Origin of the sequence: uncultured Selenomonas sp. (assembly GCA_905372355.1) — a bacterium.
GTDB lineage: Bacteria > Bacillota > Negativicutes > Selenomonadales > Selenomonadaceae > Selenomonas.
Map to the genome: position 1 here is coordinate 118739 of CAJPOT010000005.1, position 16449 is coordinate 135187.

General features: G+C 57.0%; 15 protein-coding genes and 2 tRNA genes. 10 read left to right on the top strand and 7 right to left on the bottom strand.

From position 1 onward, the window contains the following. Positions 1–89: 89 nt before the first annotated feature. The 3 genes from QZ177_RS04705 to QZ177_RS04715 all read right to left on the bottom strand — a co-directional run bounded on the left by QZ177_RS04705 (position 90) and on the right by QZ177_RS04715 (position 3718). Complete coding sequence (locus tag QZ177_RS04705; protein WP_294175683.1) at positions 90–1850, bottom strand: NADH-dependent [FeFe] hydrogenase, group A6; 1761 nt, start codon at positions 1848–1850, stop codon at positions 90–92. Continuing rightward, positions 1850–3100, bottom strand: a complete 1251-nt coding sequence (locus QZ177_RS04710) for an NADH-ubiquinone oxidoreductase-F iron-sulfur binding region domain-containing protein (RefSeq protein ID WP_294175684.1) — start codon at positions 3098–3100, stop codon at positions 1850–1852. Before QZ177_RS04710 ends, QZ177_RS04705 begins: the two co-directional genes overlap by 1 nt. A gap of 126 nt (positions 3101–3226) precedes the next feature. Continuing rightward, positions 3227–3718, bottom strand: a complete 492-nt coding sequence (locus tag QZ177_RS04715; RefSeq protein ID WP_294175685.1) for an NAD(P)H-dependent oxidoreductase subunit E — start codon at positions 3716–3718, stop codon at positions 3227–3229. A gap of 155 nt (positions 3719–3873) precedes the next feature. Here QZ177_RS04715 and QZ177_RS04720 point away from each other — a divergent pair, with 155 nt between their 5' ends. Both QZ177_RS04720 and QZ177_RS04725 read left to right on the top strand, forming a co-directional pair. Then, complete coding sequence (locus tag QZ177_RS04720; RefSeq protein ID WP_294175686.1) at positions 3874–5028, top strand: metallophosphoesterase; 1155 nt, start codon at positions 3874–3876, stop codon at positions 5026–5028. A 9-nt stretch (positions 5029–5037) separates the two neighbouring features. After that, positions 5038–6042, top strand: a complete 1005-nt coding sequence (locus tag QZ177_RS04725; protein ID WP_294175687.1) for a hypothetical protein — start codon at positions 5038–5040, stop codon at positions 6040–6042. 49 nt (positions 6043–6091) lie between these two features. Here QZ177_RS04725 and QZ177_RS04730 read toward each other — a convergent pair whose 3' ends face one another. From QZ177_RS04730 to QZ177_RS04740, 3 genes are read right to left on the bottom strand one after another with little or no spacing between them, the layout of a single operon-like run. Then, on the bottom strand, positions 6092–6895 hold the full coding sequence (locus QZ177_RS04730; RefSeq protein ID WP_294175688.1) for a TPM domain-containing protein: 804 nt from the start codon (positions 6893–6895) through the stop codon (positions 6092–6094). A 12-nt stretch (positions 6896–6907) separates the two neighbouring features. Continuing rightward, positions 6908–8020 carry a hypothetical protein gene (locus QZ177_RS04735; protein WP_294175689.1) on the bottom strand — a complete coding sequence of 371 codons (1113 nt, stop codon included), beginning with the start codon at positions 8018–8020 and terminating at the stop codon, positions 6908–6910. A gap of 33 nt (positions 8021–8053) precedes the next feature. Next, complete coding sequence (locus tag QZ177_RS04740) at positions 8054–9487, bottom strand: SPFH domain-containing protein (RefSeq protein WP_294175690.1); 1434 nt, start codon at positions 9485–9487, stop codon at positions 8054–8056. Positions 9488–9732: 245 nt separating this feature from the next. Here QZ177_RS04740 and QZ177_RS04745 point away from each other — a divergent pair, with 245 nt between their 5' ends. Next, positions 9733–10017 carry a glutaredoxin domain-containing protein gene (locus QZ177_RS04745; protein ID WP_009645163.1) on the top strand — a complete coding sequence of 95 codons (285 nt, stop codon included), beginning with the start codon at positions 9733–9735 and terminating at the stop codon, positions 10015–10017. A 121-nt stretch (positions 10018–10138) separates the two neighbouring features. Here the strand turns inward: QZ177_RS04745 and rpsT are convergent, their stop codons facing one another. Beyond that, complete coding sequence (rpsT, locus tag QZ177_RS04750; RefSeq protein ID WP_009645094.1) at positions 10139–10402, bottom strand: 30S ribosomal protein S20; 264 nt, start codon at positions 10400–10402, stop codon at positions 10139–10141. Between the two features lie 148 nt (positions 10403–10550). Between rpsT and QZ177_RS04755 the strand changes: the two genes are divergently transcribed. The 7 genes from QZ177_RS04755 to QZ177_RS04785 all read left to right on the top strand — a co-directional run bounded on the left by QZ177_RS04755 (position 10551) and on the right by QZ177_RS04785 (position 16326). Continuing rightward, entirely contained in the window at positions 10551–11006 is a 456-nt protein-coding gene (locus QZ177_RS04755; protein WP_009645127.1) for an RpiB/LacA/LacB family sugar-phosphate isomerase, read from the top strand. A gap of 111 nt (positions 11007–11117) precedes the next feature. After that, a tRNA-Asn gene (locus QZ177_RS04760) sits at positions 11118–11193 on the top strand. Between the two features lie 5 nt (positions 11194–11198). Next, positions 11199–11273: transfer RNA gene (locus QZ177_RS04765), tRNA-Glu, on the top strand. 242 nt (positions 11274–11515) lie between these two features. Next, positions 11516–12115 (top strand): hypothetical protein, encoded by a 600-nt coding sequence (locus tag QZ177_RS04770; protein ID WP_294175691.1) that lies wholly within the window; start codon positions 11516–11518, stop codon positions 12113–12115. Positions 12116–12322: 207 nt separating this feature from the next. Continuing rightward, complete coding sequence (locus QZ177_RS04775; protein ID WP_294175692.1) at positions 12323–13426, top strand: M48 family metallopeptidase; 1104 nt, start codon at positions 12323–12325, stop codon at positions 13424–13426. A gap of 9 nt (positions 13427–13435) precedes the next feature. Next, a complete protein-coding gene (trpB, locus tag QZ177_RS04780; protein WP_009645073.1) occupies positions 13436–14659 on the top strand; it encodes a tryptophan synthase subunit beta in 1224 nt (407 codons plus the stop codon). 293 nt (positions 14660–14952) lie between these two features. After that, positions 14953–16326, top strand: a complete 1374-nt coding sequence (locus QZ177_RS04785) for a DUF389 domain-containing protein (protein WP_037369406.1) — start codon at positions 14953–14955, stop codon at positions 16324–16326. The last annotated feature ends 123 nt before the right edge of the window (positions 16327–16449 follow it).

The window sequence follows — 16449 nt, forward strand, 5'->3', positions numbered from 1 at the left end:
ATTTATTGGATGGCAAGGTGAAATAAGAAATTCTTTCAAAAATAGGGGGGGCTTGGACTGCCCGCCCTATTTCCGATTTCGTTTCTTTTTTATTTTCCTGCGTCCGTGAAGTCGTAGAGCTTCTCCGCCTTGTGAAAATGGGTGTGCAGCAGTTCGTGCGCCTTGCCTTCCAAGGGTGCGCCGAGGAATTCTTTGTAGATGCGCACGACTTCGGGATTTTCATGCGATTTTCTCACGGGGAGGTTCTTGTCGATTTCGTAGAGAGCCTTCATGCGCTCGGCACGGCGCGCGTTCGTCGTATTGAGCGGCTGTCCGCCGCCGCCTTGGCAGCCGCCGGGGCAGGCCATGACTTCGATGAAGTCGTAGGGACTTTTGCCGGCTTTGAGTTCGTCCATGATGTGCTTGGCATTCTTGAGCGTGTGCGCGACGGCGACGCGCACCTTGCGCTCGCCGAGGTCGACGGTCGCCTCTTTGATGCCGTCCATGCCGCGCACGGCGAGAAAGTCGATGGAGGGGAGCGTCTTGCCCGTCGCCTTTTCGTAGACGGTGCGCAGCGCGGCTTCCATGACGCCGCCCGTCGTGCCGAAGATCGCGCCCGCGCCCGAGCATGTGCCGAGCGGGCTGTCGAAGTCCTCCTCGGGCAGATCGTGGAAGGTGATGCCGACGTAGTGGATGAGCTTGGCAAGCTCGCGCGTCGTGATGACGATGTCGACGTCCTGATGGCCGTCCCTGCCCATCTCGGGACGCGCGGCTTCGAACTTCTTCGCCGTGCATGGCATGACGGAGACGGTCACGATGTCCTCGACGGGGATGCCCGACTGCTTTGGATAGTAGGTCTTGGCGACAGCGCCGAAGATCTGCATGGGCGACTTCGCTGTCGAGAGGTGGGGCAAGAGGTCGCTGTAGTGTTTTTCGACGTAGTTGACCCAGCCGGGGCTGCACGAGGTCATCATGGGAAGCGTACCGCCGTGTTCCAAGCGATGCAAAAATTCATGCCCTTCTTCCATGATCGTGAGGTCGGCGCCGAAGTTCGTGTCGAAGACGCGGTCGAAGCCGAGGCGCTTCAAGGCGGCGACCATCTGTCCCGTGACGATGGCGCCGGGCGGCAGATGGAATTCGTCGCCCAAGGAGACGCGCACGGCGGGCGCGACCTGCACGATGACGTGCTTCTTCGGGTCTTGCAGGGCGTCGAGGACGCGCTGCGTATCATCTTTTTCCGTGATCGCTCCCGTCGGACAGACGAGGCTGCACTGGCCGCAGAGGATGCAGTCGGTCGCTTCGAGCGGGCTGTCGTAGGCGGTCGTTACGACAATCTTGTCGCTTCGTCCGGCGAAATTCAGGGCTTCGATGCCCTGGACGTCCTTGCAGGCGCGGATGCAGCGGCCGCATTTGATGCACTTCGTCGGGTCGCGAGCGATGCTCGGGTTGTTCGCCGCGTCCTCCTTGTTTTCGACGACGATGGGCAGTCCTGTATGGCCGATGTTGAAGCGGCTGCAAAGCTCCTGCAGGTCACAGCGGTGGTTGCGCGGACAGTTCAGGCAGTCCTGGTTGTGGTTGGCGAGGATGAGCTGAAGGATGGCGATCTGCGTGTCGCGCACGATCTGCGTGTCCGTATGGACTTCCATGCCTTCCCAGACCTCGGTCGCGCACGCTGCCATGAGGCGGCGGCTGCCCGTGACCTCGATGGAGCAGATGCGGCAGCGAGCCTTGACGCGCTGATCGGGGTGGTAGCAGAGATGCGGGATATTGATGTGCACCTTGCGTGCGGCGTCGATGATCTTCGTGCCCTTGGGGACTTCGACGGGAATGTTGTTGATTTTCAGGTGTACGAGTTCTCTTTCTTCTGCCATCAGTGTACGCCTCCGATCCGGAATGTTTCAGGGAAGAGCTTGAAGGCGGCGGAAAGGGCGTTTTCAGCGCTTTCGCCGAGGCCGCAGAGAGCGGACATGGGCATGATGCGCGCGATCATCTTCATGTTTTCGAGATCCTTTTCCGTCGCTGTTCCTTGCGCGAACTTTTCCAAGATGAGCTTGATGTGAAGGACGCCCTCGCGGCACGGCGTACACTGGCCGCAGCTCTCGTGCGAGAAGAACGCCTGCGTCATGCGCAGAAAGTCGAGGACGCTCGTGCGCTCGTCGACGACGAGGATCGCGCCCGAGCCTACGGTCACGCCGGCCGCCTTGAGGTCGTCGTAGGTGTAGGGGACGTCGAGGATGGATTCGTCGGCGATCTTGCCCGACGCGCCGCCGAACTGGATGAGGCGGATGCGTCGGCCGCCCTGAATGCCGCCCGCAAGGTCATAAATGATTTCGCGCACGGTCGTGCCGAAGGGGATTTCAAAGACGGCAGGACAGTTGACATTGCCGCCGACGGAGACGAGCTTCGTGCCGAGGGATTCGCCCGAGCCGTAGCTGATGTATTCCTTCTTGTCGTCGAGGAGGAGATGCGGCACGATGGAAAGGCTCTCGACGTTGTTGACGCACGTCGGCAGCGCGAAGAGGCCGCTCTGCTTGATGAAGGGCGGCTTCATGCGCGGCCGGCCCGCCTTGCCCTCGATGGAGCGGATGAGCGCCGTGCCCTCGCCGCAGACGTAGGCTCCCGCGCCCGAGCGGAGGTGGATGTGAAAGTTGAAGCCTTCCTTGCCGAGGATGTTCTTGCCGAGGAAGCCGCAGCGCTCCGCTTCTTCGATGGCGTTCTTGAGGCGCGAGCGAAGGTGCGCGTATTCTTCGCGCAGGTAGATGTAGCCGTCCTGTGCGCGGATGCTCCAGGCGCCGATCGTCATGGCCTCGATGAGGTTGAAGGGGTCGTTCGTGATCAGTTCGCGATCCTTGAAGGTGCAAGGCTCGCCCTCGTCAGCGTTGCAGATGATGACCTTGTGCTCGCCCTTGACGGCACGCGCCTGCGACCACTTGCGTCCCATGGGGTAGGCGGCGCCGCCGCGCCCCTTGATCCGGGCTTCGGAGAGAAGGGAGGCGATGTCCTCGCCGTCCATTGTCACGGCCTTTTTGAGGGCGTTGAAGCCGCCAATCGCCAGGTACGATTCGATGGACATGGGATCGTAGCGGTGGAAGTTCTTTGTCATGAAAGAAACCTTGCTCATATAGTCTCCTTTCGTGTGGATGTCGTTTTGTTTCCGGTCCTTTTTGTGCGTCTCGCAGAGAGGAGGCGCGGCTGCAAGGGGTGGAGCGCCCTTGCAGCGCAGGTTCGGTGAAGATGTGCAGACTACTTACTGCAGCGTGTGCAAAAGTTCCTCGATCTTCTCGCGGCTGTCAAGATGCCCGTAGACTTCGCCGTTGACGCGCACGGCGGGCGCGATGTCACAAGCGCCGAAGCACGGCGTCTTTTCGAGCGTGAAGCGTCCGTCGTAGGTGACTTCGCCGACGTCGATGCCGAGGAGGCTCTTGAGCGCAGAGAAAAGCGTTTCGTTCTCGTTGATGCGGCAGACGACGGAGTCGCACACTTGGATGGGGTACTTGGCGCGCGGCACAGGCGACAGGCTCGCGTAGAAGCTCAGACAGTCGTAGATCAGAGAGATCTTCAGCGGCAGTTTCTCCGCCACGTAGTAGGCGGCAGGCTCGGGCACATAGTGGCGCTCGAAGAGGTCCTGCACGTCGAGCAGGATGCCGACGATCTGCGTCGGGTCGTAGGAATGAGCCTCAAGCACGCGGTCGATCTTCTCGCGCGTCGCGAGTTCGAGACTCTTGGGGTCGGCGTTCATGGCAGCATCTCCTTTTCTTGGAAAATATGTTTTCTTTTATCATTATAGAGGAGAACGGAGATTCATTCAAGAGAAAGGGGTACATGAGTATGTTTCTCCGTCCGTTTGTGCTATAATGTCTGCGATATCATCTGTTTGACTTTCGGAGGTGCAGCTTGGTCTCCTTTCTCATCATTTTAGTCACCGTTCTTGCAGTGTTCACCGTGGCGGCGCTTTGGGCGCTGCGCTATCTTCTCGCCGCGCGTGCGCTGTTTATTTGCCGCGTGCTGGTCGGCGTCGTGTTCACCGTCGCGTCGGCGTCCTTCTTCTTGCGGCGCAATCCGCTCGCGGCGTTTCTTTCGGACGGTGCGACGATTTCTCTGGCTTCTGTCTTCTTCCTCTCTTTGATGTTCTTGTTTTTCTTTGTGTTGGCAGCCGTCGTCCTTCGTGCCGTCTATCGCAGGACGCTCGCCGTGCCCGAGGATGCGGGGCGGCGTAGGATTTTGCAGGCAGCGGGCGCGTATCCTGCGGCGGCGCTCGGTGCGGCGCTTTACGGCAATCTCTACGAGCGGAATGCGACGGTTGAGCGTCGCTACGACATCCCCGTTGCAGCGCCGGCGCTCGCAGGCTATACGGTCGCTCAGCTCAGCGACGTGCATCTCGGCATGTTCTTCTCGCTTGAGCGGCTGAAGAGCCTCTTGCAGCGGGTCACCGACGCTTCTCCCGACGCTCTCTTGCTGACGGGCGACATCTTCGATCATCCCGATTGGACGGTGGACGCCGTGCGCCTGATCGACGGCTTTGCCGCCGCCTTTCCTGACGGTATATGGTACTGCCACGGCAATCACGAGCATATACGCGGCATTGCGCTCGTAGAAGAAGCGCTGGCGACGTCGAAGATTCACTTTTTGAAAAATGAGGCGCAGTGCGTGAGGCAGGGAGCGCAGCCGCTCTACTTCGCGGGCGTCGACTACCCGATGTCGGAGTACAGGAAAAGGCTCGACGCCGAGGCATTCCAGCGCGAGAAGGCGATGTACGCGAAGGCGGCGCTCGAAGCGATTCCCGCAGATGCCGTGACTGTCCTGCTCGCGCACCATCCCGAGTTCATCGACGACGGCGCCGAGTACGGCGTGCGCCTCGTGCTCACGGGGCACACGCACGGCTCGCAGTTCGGCGTCTTCGGCCTGCCGCTCTTTCCTGTGTTCAAGTACACGCGCGGCATCGTCGAGAAGGGGAAGACGACGGGCTACGTCCATTCGGGCAACGGCAGCTGGTTCCCGTACCGCCTCGGCTGCCCGCCGGAGATTGCGTACTTCGTCTTGCGCGCTTAGGAGGAAGCAATGAAAATACTCGTGACAATACCGCATTACTATGCACATGACCCACAAGGCATCTATGCTTCGAACGGCGACCCTGAGCGCAAGACAGGGAATCTTCGGAAACTCATCGTTCATCTGAAAACCCTGTTTGAAAGTCCGCAGGCATATTGCCGCTACGATCTGCAGAATGCGGACGGCTCGCGCTTCACGGATGCCGATTTGCAGGCGGGCAGGCCGATTGCACGCTCACTGGCGAACTACTATGCGGCAAACGAGGCGCTTCATGCCAAGGTCGATATCGTGCTCTCGACGGCGGGCGAGCGTCATGCGCTCGATCGGCTTGGATTGCCGCAGGGCATGTACGAGCGAAGGGATTTTCCCGATGTCGATCCGAAGCTTCTGGGATTCACCTGTCAGGATGTACTTAAGGAGAGACGCGGCGAATACGACTACTACTGCTACATGGAGGACGACCTCGTCGTGCACGATCCGCTGTTCTTCCAAAAGCTCGCGTGGTTCGATGCGTTCTTCGGCCCGGACGCCGTGCTTTTGCCGCATCGTTTCGAGTACAATGAGCGCTGCGTATTCCCCAAAGGGTATGTGGAGACGGACGGCTTCGAGGCGGGCAGCGAGCTTGTGGAGAGGTTGTCGTTTGCGCAGAAGTACATTGACTTCGCTGCGCGCCCCGTCTTGACGGCTTCCATGCCCGGCGGCGAGGTGTGCTTCGTCAAGGTGCGCAATCCGCATTCGGGATGCTTCTTCTTGACGGCGGAGCAGTTTGAGCGCTGGCTGAGCCGGCCCTATTACGGCGAGCGCACGGGAGAGTTCTCCTCGACGTTCGAGAGTCCTGCCACGTGGGGACTCATACGCACCTTCAGTGTTTACAAGAGTGACTTTCCCATGGCGGCGTTCTTTGAGATCGAGCATGCGGGCGCACGCTTTTTGGGGCAGAGCCTTTCGCATGAGCCGCAAAAGCGCATTGACGCGTCGTCCTTTGCGAGGGAAGGCATCCATTTCTCGTTTTGATGCAGGAGTAAGACATAAAAAAAGCCCGCTTTCGCGGGCTTTTTTTATGTCAATATTTTCCGCCACCACCGCCGTGGCTTTCATCGCGGCTCGAAGTGTCTTTTCCTTGCTTTTTGGGCTTTTCGTGCCGTGTGACGTTCATGTAGAGGAAGGAGTCGCGGTTTTCTGTCAGATGCAGTCCTTCGTGACTCAGATAGGCGTCGGCTTCCGTTGCCGAGGTGACGTTGCTCATCGAGGCGATGAGGCTGCTGCGCACGAGGTAGAATACACCGCCTGCGAGCACGACGGCGATGCCTAGGGCGATGAAGCTGAAACCTGCCTTGGGGTCGAAGGGTTTGCCTTCCTTTTCATAGTAGGTGAGCATTTCATCAGCTGCAGCGGCGTAGGCTTTGAATCCCGCCGCATAGTCGTCCTTCTTGAACGACGGCAGGAACTTGCCCGAAAGGTAGTCCGTACCGATGTCGTCGGTGATGCGGCTCTTCATCTTCTTGTCTGTCGCGAGATACCAGTCGCGCTCTTTCGGCGCGACAAGGAGAACGAGGGCGCCATTTTCCGTGCCTACTGCGAATTTGTCAGCGAATCTGTTCGCGACTGTGCCCGCTTTCTCCCCCTTGAGGTCTTTGACTGTGTAGACGACGATACGCGCTTTGTGTGCCGTTCCGATGTCGGCAAGCGTCTTTTTGAGTGAGGATTCGTCCGCATCGCTCAAGAGTCCCGCATCATCCATGACGCATGCGTCCGCCTGTGCGCGACTCTTTTCAGCCGCCTCGCTCAAGGCAGGGGCGGCGAGTGCGAGCAAAAGGATGAGGGAGAGGAGGACGGCGCTGAAGAAGTTTCTTTGTTCACGTTTCATGTGCAGCCCTCCTCATATTGTTCCCAAAAGGAATTTCGCGATGAAGTAGAGAATCGGCACGCTGATGAGTGAGGCGGCGAGGGGATAGAGCGTCGCCTTCCGCTTGTCGATGGGCAAGGAGCCGATGACCTTGCCTGTCTGTCCGTTCATCATGAAGGTGTAGGGCTTGCCTTCGTACTTCGTTGTGAGAATCCAGACGGGCACCATAGCGTAGCTGACGGTGCCGTCCTCCTTGATGATGCACGGCTCGCCATCGAGCGAGCAGCGGTCGTAGCCTTCGACGGTGCTTTCGAGGACGCCGAGGGCGCTTTCCGTCACGCGCTTGTCGGCGCGTGGCGCGGAGGCCTCGGCGTCGACGTCGTACTTCTCGGCGAGGAAGCCCGTGAAGTAGGCGGCCGAGAAGGGCACGAGTTCGCTGTAGTCGAATGGTTCGATGCTCTCCATGTAGGTATCGTCCATGCGTTCGCTGCCGTCGACGGGAATGCGCTCGAACTTCATCGAGCCTGTGCGCTCGCAGTCGTAGACGCTCGTTTCCGTGATGATCTCGTCCGCCGTCTCGTAGATGTTGTCCCTTTCCGCGCGGAAGGAGGCACTTGCTGTGATGGCAGAGTCGAAGAGCCAGAACGGCACGTACATCGCCTGGATTTCTTTGATGCGGTTGTTCGATTTGAAGGAGTCGGGCAAGAGGTAGCGCTTCTCGTAGAACTTTTTGAGGGCAGCGATGGCTTCGTCCTTCGTTTTCTTGAATGGGATGACGAAATCGGGGCGCAGCATGCCGGAGAATTGCTGCGGCAGCATGTTTGGGCTGCCGCAGTAAGCGCATTCCGTCGCCATCGTGTTGCCGTCTGAGACCAGCTCCGCGCCGCACGATGAGCATGTCTGCACCTTCATGGTGGCGGCGTCCTGCTCATCCCATTCGCCGCCTGCATTCTCTGTGTTCCAGCGCGAGTCGCGCGCTTCTGCGGCAAGACGCGCCTTTTCCTGCTCGCGCTCGAAGAGCGCTTCGACGGTCGCGATCTCAAGCTCCGTCGAGCAGTACTCGCAGGTCACATGGTCGTGACCGGGCAGGAAGGAGAGCGGTGCGCCGCAGTTGGGGCATTTGTAGCTTACCGATGTATCGGGCATTTGCTTCACCTCGCTTACTCGTTGGAATATTGCTTACTGCAAGTCGTTCTCGTCGAAGGCGTCGCCGCACTCGGGGCAGAACTTCGGCGGATTCGTTGGATCTTTGGGCTGCCAGCCGCATTTGTCGCAGCGGTAGAGCGGTGCACCTGCGGGTTTCGGCTTGCCGCAGTTCGCGCAGAAGCGGCCCTGGTTTGTCGCGCCGCAGCTGCACTGCCAGCCGTCTGCTGCCGGCTGAGGCTTGCCGCAGTTCGCGCAGAACTTGCCCGTATTGCCCGACTGGCCGCAGCTGCAGTTCCAAGAGCCTGCAGGTGCCGGCTTTGGTTTGCCGCAGCCTGCGCAGAACTTGCCCATGTTGCCTGTCTGACCGCACGAGCAGTTCCATCCGCCGGTGGCGGCTTGTTGCTGCGGCGGCTGCGGCGACTGCTGTGGCGCGAGCGGGTTGCCCTGCGGCGCTTGGCCGCCCGCAGGGCCGAAAGCACCCATGGCTCCGGCGCCGGCGTTTCCCGCCATGCCCATGCCCATGAAGCCGAAGGCGCCGCCCATGCCGGCTTCGTTGCCCGCTGCCGTGCGCATGGCATCCGCTGTCGCCGTCGCGAGGCGGCCGGCACGCAGGTTTGGGTCACTCATGATGGCGCTGTCCTGGATCTCCTTGATGCGCTTCTCGTCCTCTTCGTCCGCCTTGACGCTCGACACGCCGAAGGAAACGATCTCGATGCCGCGCTTTTTGCCCCAGTCCTCGGAAAGCTCTGCCGACAGCTCGTTCTTGATGTCGCGTGTGTAATTGATGAGCTGCGTGTAGCGGATTCCTTTGGCGGCGATGCGCCCGAAAGCGGGCTGCAGCGCCGTCAGAAGTTCACTCTTGAGCTGGGAGTCAATTTCGCTTTTCGTGTAGACGTCCTCGACGTTGCCGCAGACGTTCGTGTAGAAGAGGATGGGGTTTGTGATGCGGTAGCTGTATTCGCCAAAGCAGCGGATGTTCACGTTCATCATGTACTGGCCGATCATCGTCTCGAACTGGATGGACTGCGGCGTGCCGTACTTGTTGCCCATGATCTCTTTCGTATTGAAGTAGTAGATGCGCTGGTCTTTCGGCGCATCGCCGCCGAAGGTGAAGCGTTTGCCAATGTTTTGGAATACCGCTTTGATGTCGCTTGCGAGGTCGCCGCCGAAGATCGTCGGCTCGGTCGAGTTGTCGTAGGTGAATTCACCGGGCTGTGCGCAGACCTCGACGACCTTTCCCTGCTCTACGATGATCATGCACTGACCTTCGTTGACGGCGATGATGGAGCCGTTCGAGATGATGTTCTCCTCGCCCGAGGTGTTGGAGCTGCGCCCGCGTGCGCTCGTACGCTTCTGCCCCTTGGCGACGAGCGAATCTTTGTCGAGGCTGTCGCAGTAGAAAAACTCTTTCCATTGATCGGACATGACGCCACCGGCGGCGCCCATAGCAGCTTGGATCAAACCCATGATGCATCTCCTCCTTCGTGTGACTGTACAACTATACAAGTGTATCTATGAAACTAATTCTATTGTGTGAATAAGAAATCCTTGTGGAAAGGTCGGTTTTACTCTGGGTATTTTGGTGGAATTTTCTGATGTTTATTCTTTTTGCAAATGTAGAAGAAATGGATATAATATAGAAGAGACGACGTGTTTCGTCGTGGGATTTTTTGTCGGACGAAAAGACTCTTTAAGGGAAGGCGGTCATTCGATTGAAGAAGATTACGGTGCTCTACATGGAAGGTTGTCCGTATTGCCGCAACGCGGCGCGGGCGATGGACGAATTGGAAAAGGCGTATTCGGCCTACGAGGCGGTTCCCGTCGAATGGATCGAGGAAACTCGTGAGAAAGAGAGGGCGCTGCCTTTTGCCAAGGATTATTACTATGTACCTTCGATGTTCGTAGATGGTGTGAAGCTTTATGAGGCGAAGCCCGGCGAGAGCTATGAAGAGTGCAAGCGTTGTGTCGAGGCGGTCTTTCAGGCGGCTGTAGATTGATGAGTGGAAATGGGGCAGTGTTTTTTACGCAATGTTTCGGGCATAGAAAAATCCCATCTCCATAAGCAATGCGTTTTCGCGTTGCTTATGGAGATGGGATTCTATCGTGTCGCTGGTGAGTCTACGCCATGGCGTTGACCTTGCGGGCAAGGCGCGACTTCTTGCGGGCAGCGCAGTTCTTGTGGAACACATGGTTCGCTGCAGCCTGATCGATCGTCTTGCAGGCAGCCTTCAGGAAGGACTTCGCTTCATCAGCGTTTCCTGCCTCAACGGCGTCGAGTACGTGGCGGGAAGCCGTACGAACGCGGGACTTCTCCGCAGCGTTCTTGGCGCGGCGCTTCTCATCCTTCTTGACGCTGCGGATGGATGCTTTGATGTTCGGCAAATGTTTCACCTCCCTTGAAGGAAATTACACTGTAGTATATTAGCATGGATGGGGGGAAAATGCAATATTTAATTTTGTGGCAGGGAAATTGGAAATAACTGCGAATGAATAAAAGGGGCTCAACAGCCGGATCAAGGGAGGTACTTCGATGAAGAAAACAATCGTCATAGGCGCAGATCATGCGGGCTATCCCATGAAGCAGTTCTTGCTGCAGCAGTTGACGGAAGCGGGCTGCAGCGTCGAGGATGCGGGCACGTATGATGAAGCGTCCTGCAACACGCAGCCCTACGCGCAAAAGGTGGCGGAAGAGGTGGCGAAGGGCGAAGGGAAGCTTGGCATCCTCGTCTGCGGCACGGGTGCGGCGATGTGCATCATGGCGAACAAGGTCAAGGGAGCGCGTGCCGTCGTCGTGCACGACCTGTTTACGGCTCGCATGACGCGTACGCACAATGACGCTAACATCCTCTGCATGGGGCAGCGCGTCATAGCGAACCACATGGCCTGGGAGATAGCAAAGACGTGGCTCTCCTATGAGCCGCTTGGAGGCAAGTATGCTGAGCGGCGCGAAACCATCGCAAGGTATGAGGAAGAGCATATGAAATGACGAGGGTCTGTGCGCACTGCCGGAAAAAGTGGGAAGTTGTAAAAATAATGCTTGCGCCCCCTTTCATAATCGTGTATAATATCCCTTGCTGGTGCATGAGCACCGCATGATTCCTCGATAGCTCAGTAGGTAGAGCGCCTGACTGTTAATCAGGTTGTCGCAGGTTCGATCCCTGCTCGAGGAGCCATTCTCGGCGCGTTGGTCAAGTGGTTAAGACACCGCCCTTTCACGGCGGCTTCACGGGTTCGAATCCCGTACGCGTCACCATAAGGCAGAAGCAGCACCGTCCGATCGGGCGGTGCTTTTTTGTGTGCTTCCTTAGATGATTGTTGAAAAAGATAGAGAAAAGCATGCGTTAATTTTAATGAAGAGGATGCTCGCCTTTTAGGAAGGATTTTTCCTTTCCGCGACGAAGTGTTTCAGCGAACAGAGAAGATTTGACATTTTTTGAGAGAAATTCGCGAGGAGGGTGAGGAACTGCTATGCTCGTCGGTGGTGTTGTTTGTTCTATGGCGTTTTATTGTCAGCGCTGCGGCAAGATTCATGTGCACGATGTGCCGTATTTTCTCGGCGTAAAGCGCTTCTCTCTTCGCTGTGCAGGCTGCGGGCACGAGCAGGCGCTGCTGGTGCGTGGGGACAAGGGCTGCTTTGAGGTCCATGTGCCGTGCGTCGCCTGCAATAAGGAGCATGTGATTGCCTGCAGTCTCGCGCAGCTCCGGCGCATGGATCTTGAGAAGATCTATTGCAGTCGAGATCGCTTCGAACTGGGCTACATCGGAAAGCGCCGTCGCATCGAGGAACTTTTGGCGTTCAATCAGGCAGAGTTTGACAGGCTTCATCCTGCTGACGGCGCAAATTTCATCGGCAAGCAGCAGCTTCTTCTTGAGGCGGTCAACCGTGTGCATGAGTTTGTCGCTGCGGGCGATGTCGTCTGCCCGTGCGGCAGTCATGATTTCATCGCACATGTCGATGGTGCGTCCGTATTTCTAGAGTGTAGGGATTGCGGCAGCAGCGCCGTGATTCCTGCTGAGAGCGCGGCCGATCTTCGCCGTCTCCTGTGCGGTTCATCGATCCGTTTCCTGGCGCCGACGGTGCACAACAAGCGCTAGAGAATCAGAGACCTCGCAGAGACGAAAGGTATGTTTGTGAAGATAGAGACTTGCGGTGCAATCTTTGCAAAAAGATGGTCGCAGGTCTTGTTTTTTTACCGAAAAAGGATTTTCATTGAATATCGTCGAAAAGGTGTTAAAGAGTAAACTATTGTTTATGGGTTTATGCGTAGCCGCTTCTTGATGAAAGCAAGGGAGATGATGAAAATGAATACTTGGAAAAAACGTGTGGCAGCCGGACTTACAGCGGGCGTGCTCGCCTTCGGAGGAAGCTTCGCCCTGCAGCCTGCTCCTGTGGCGGATGCGGGTTGGGGCGATCTCATCGGTACGGTCATAGGCGGCTTCCAGGCAAAGGCTGAGGCGGAGAATCAAATCAAGGAACTCGACCAGACGGAGGAGGGGCGGCAGGCGCTTTTCGCCTCGTACCAAGAAGAGCTTGGCGTAGAAGAATATTCTCCGTGGGAGGGACTTTGCAGCCGTGCGATTGAACGCGTTTCGGCTGGTATCGCTAAGAGCGATCCTTCTGTCCGCGACAAGCCGTTTCTTTGGTTCATTAATCAGGACGACACCTTCAATGCCTTTTGTTCGCTCGGTCATGTGATGTCGATCAACCGCGGACTTTTCTATTATCTGCAGAATGAGGACGAAATTGCCGTCGTCTTGGGGCATGAGATGGGGCATGGAATGAAGAACCATGTGGCGGATGGTTGGCGCAAGAAGATCGACGTGGCGATCGGTGCGCAGGTTCTTGCCGATATGACGAATGCGTCGGCGGTTAGAAACGTCGTGCTCAATACGGTTGTCACGCAGATCAACCAGGTGTCGATCGGCCGTGCGCACGAATGGGAAGCAGACGGACTTGCACTCAAGTACATCACGGACGCGGGGTACAATCCCGGTGCTGCAGCCGCCGTCTGGCAGCGCTTCATGGAGCAGATGGGCGACAATCGGCAGAATTTCGTCAGCGAGATGTTCGATCCGTCCGATCATCCGACGAACAAGGAGCGCCGTGACAAGTACATGCAGAGCGTCAAGGAGTACAGCGGCGGTCATGTCGAGGTCAAGGACGGCGTCGTTTATGTCAAGGGCAAACGATTCGTCGTTCCCGCTGAGACCGACAATATGTCGAGCGCCGAGCGCGCTTACTTCGTGCAGGGAAACTTGGCGGCGGCATACCACAACGGGCATAACAAGGAGAGTGCCTATGCGGACGGAAACGTCGTCATGCTCGGCGCACAGCCGGTCATGACCTGCCTTAGAGGCGACGACTCCGCAGCGGCGCTCGCCGAGAAATTGAATCAGGTAAAGTGAGGAAGATGTATGGATTTCAAGCGTTATCTCAAGGAATATCCGAACAAGGAGGGGCGTTTCGGCAAGTTCGGCGGCGCCTACCTGCCAGAAGAACTCGTGCCTGCTTTTGCGGAAATCAACGAGGCGTATCTGACGATTTGCCATTCTTCGCAGTTCATCAATGAGCTGCGGCGCATACGCCGCGAGTTTCAAGGGCGGCCGACGCCCGTCTACCACTGCGAGCGCCTTTCGCGCAAGATCGGCAATTGCCAGATCTATTTGAAGCGTGAGGATTTGAACCACTCGGGTGCGCACAAGCTCAATCACTGTATGGGAGAGGGGCTTCTGGCGAAGTTCATGGGCAAGAAGCGCATCATTGCCGAGACGGGCGCGGGACAGCACGGTGTGGCGCTCGCGACGGCGGCGGCCTTCTTCGGGCTTGACTGCACGATCTACATGGGCGAGGTCGACATCAAGAAGCAGGCGCCGAATGTGGCGCGCATGAAGGTGCTCGGCGCGAAGGTTGTGCCCGTTTCGCGCGGTGCGAAGACGCTCAAGGAAGCTGTCGATGCGGCTTTTGAGGATTATCTGGCGAACTACAAGGAGACGATCTATTGCATCGGCTCTGCTGTCGGGCCACATCCGTTCCCCATGATGGTGCGCGATTTCCAGACGGTCGTCGGCATCGAGGCGCGCGAACAGTTCAAGGAGATGATGGGGTTCCTGCCCGATGTCGTGACGGCATGTGTGGGCGGCGGCAGCAACGCTATCGGCATGTTCGTGCCGTTCCTCGACGATCCTGTGGAGATCGTCGGCGTCGAGCCTCTGGGGCTTGGCAAGAAGCTCGGCGATCATGCGGCGTCCATGTCGTATGGCGAAGAGGGCGTCATGCACGGCTTTGACAGTATCATGCTCAAGGACGCGGCGGGCGAGCCGGCTCCTGTGTATTCGGTAGCAAGCGGACTCGACTACCCATCCGTCGGCCCCGAGCACGCCTTTTTGCGCGAGATTGGGCGCGTCAAGTACGATACGGCGACGGACGAGGAGGCGATCGGCGCCTTCTTCAAACTTTCGCGCTACGAGGGAATCATCCCCGCGCTCGAAAGCTCTCATGCGGTCGCCTACGCCATGCGCCGCGCCAAGGAGATGGATACGGGCTCGATCCTCGTCAATCTCAGCGGCAGGGGCGACAAGGATCTCGACTACGTCATTGAGAAGTACGGTACGGGCGAGAAGTATCTGGAATTTGCTTGAACGCTTGGATGAAGGAACATTAAGAGGCCTTTGGGAATTACCCACAGGACTCGCATGCAAAAGGAGCTGCTTTACGGCAGCTCCTTTTGCATGCGGGTCCTGTCTATGCTCTTATAGTATACTTCTTTCTATACACATGCTTTTCTGCTGGAAAAGTTAGATTGTACGACTTCTTACCGGGCTGACGGTTTTTGAGCTGGGAGGTTCGATATGATGGTGAAGGGCTCGAAAATATTCATGAAACATGGTATGCTTCTATATAATGAAAGTATCCCGATGCCCAGACGAAGGAGATGGTTTGTTTGGTTTGGAATAAGCTGAAAGATTTTTTTGATTTGCATGGCGACATCGCGTCGATACGGGAAATTACAGATCGGATCAACGCCGGCGTGCGATTTCGGGGGACGAATCTCTGTGTGCTGATATTGGCCATCTTTATCGCCTCCATCGGACTCAACATGGACAGCACGGCGGTCGTCATCGGCGCGATGCTGATCTCTCCGCTGATGGGGTCGATCTTGGGTATCGGCTATGGCCTTGCCCGGTATGACAGCACATATATCCGCTCTAGTGCAGGCAGTCTGTTGGCCCAAGTGCTCATTTCGGTTGCCACATCGGCACTTTATTTTTCCCTTACGCCCATAGCTACACCTTCGTCGGAACTGCTTGCACGGACATCACCGACCATCTGGGATGTTTTGATCGCTGTTTTCGGTGGACTGGCAGGCATCATCGGTATAACACGTAAAGAAGGTGGAAATGTCATCCCCGGCGTTGCGATTGCGACGGCTCTCATGCCTCCTCTCTGTACCGCAGGATACGGCATTGCTACGGGTGTGACTGCATATACCGTAGGTGCGTTATATCTTTTCTTCATCAATAGTTTCTTTATCTGTTTGACCGCATTCAGTGTCCTGAAAATCATTGACATTCCATCCAAGATCAAGCGGGACTCCGTGGAATTTTCAAGACAGAAACGCTACCTGCTGACATTTGCCATACTTGTCACATTGCCCAGTTGTTTCTTTGCGTATCAGAGCGTGCAGGAAAATCTGGAGAGCGAGCAGGCGAAGATTTATATCGAGGAGAATTTCAAAGTGCCGCCTCATCTGGCGATCTCCTATACCTTGGATAGTGAGAAGAAAATATTGACGGTATTTACGATTGCCGGAATATCGGAGGATGATTTGACGGTATTGACGGAGAAACTGCATGAAAAGGCATATCTCAAACCTTTCCGTCTGGAGGTTTTTTCTGCAGAAACGGTGGAAGAGCGGGAAAAGATGGAGGCGATGATCGATCAGAGACTCAGCGAGGTTGAAAAAAGAGCCATTCCTTCCGTACAGGAACAACAGACAGTGACCGCACTCAAATCTGCTCGAGAGGAAAGTGAAAAGCAGGGCACTTATATATTGGACTGGAATCGTGAGGCACGTATCGTGTTCCCGGAAATCTCCCGCATCGCCGTTGGGAGTGTGCGCGGCCCTGCTGCGACTGCAGATCCATCGGATTCTCTGAGTGAAATGCCGATTGCTTTTATATACTTGAAGGCCAATATGGACGAAGCGTTGCGTGCTCGTTTGACCGAATGGATTTCCACTAAGGCGCAGCGCCGTGTACAGGTGCAGTTCTTCCCCGAATCCACACAGGCAGAGGGAAAAACGTAACGATATTGCCGAGTCAATGTTCAACGAGTCGTTGGGCAGACGCCAAAAAAGCCCGCCCAGTCCCCGTGAGTAAGAGGAATGGGTGGGCTTCAGTTTGTGAAATCTCGTGTTCGTTTCGACGGT

Excerpts from the sequence above, each read along its gene's own strand:
- QZ177_RS04710 (WP_294175684.1), bottom strand. The coding sequence starts at position 3,100 with ATGAGCAAGGTTTCTTTCATGACAAAGAACTTCCACCGCTACGATCCC.
- QZ177_RS04755 (WP_009645127.1), top strand. The coding sequence starts at position 10,551 with ATGAAGAAAACAATCGTCATAGGCGCAGATCATGCGGGCTATCCCATG.
- QZ177_RS04735 (WP_294175689.1), bottom strand. The coding sequence starts at position 8,020 with ATGCCCGATACATCGGTAAGCTACAAATGCCCCAACTGCGGCGCACCG.
- QZ177_RS04770 (WP_294175691.1), top strand. The coding sequence starts at position 11,516 with ATGGCGTTTTATTGTCAGCGCTGCGGCAAGATTCATGTGCACGATGTG.
- QZ177_RS04730 (WP_294175688.1), bottom strand. The coding sequence starts at position 6,895 with ATGAAACGTGAACAAAGAAACTTCTTCAGCGCCGTCCTCCTCTCCCTC.
- trpB (WP_009645073.1), top strand. The coding sequence starts at position 13,436 with ATGGATTTCAAGCGTTATCTCAAGGAATATCCGAACAAGGAGGGGCGT.
- QZ177_RS04785 (WP_037369406.1), top strand. The coding sequence starts at position 14,953 with ATGGTTTGTTTGGTTTGGAATAAGCTGAAAGATTTTTTTGATTTGCAT.
- QZ177_RS04715 (WP_294175685.1), bottom strand. The coding sequence starts at position 3,718 with ATGAACGCCGACCCCAAGAGTCTCGAACTCGCGACGCGCGAGAAGATC.
- QZ177_RS04725 (WP_294175687.1), top strand. The coding sequence starts at position 5,038 with ATGAAAATACTCGTGACAATACCGCATTACTATGCACATGACCCACAA.
- QZ177_RS04775 (WP_294175692.1), top strand. The coding sequence starts at position 12,323 with ATGAATACTTGGAAAAAACGTGTGGCAGCCGGACTTACAGCGGGCGTG.
- QZ177_RS04705 (WP_294175683.1), bottom strand. The coding sequence starts at position 1,850 with ATGGCAGAAGAAAGAGAACTCGTACACCTGAAAATCAACAACATTCCC.
- QZ177_RS04740 (WP_294175690.1), bottom strand. The coding sequence starts at position 9,487 with ATGGGTTTGATCCAAGCTGCTATGGGCGCCGCCGGTGGCGTCATGTCC.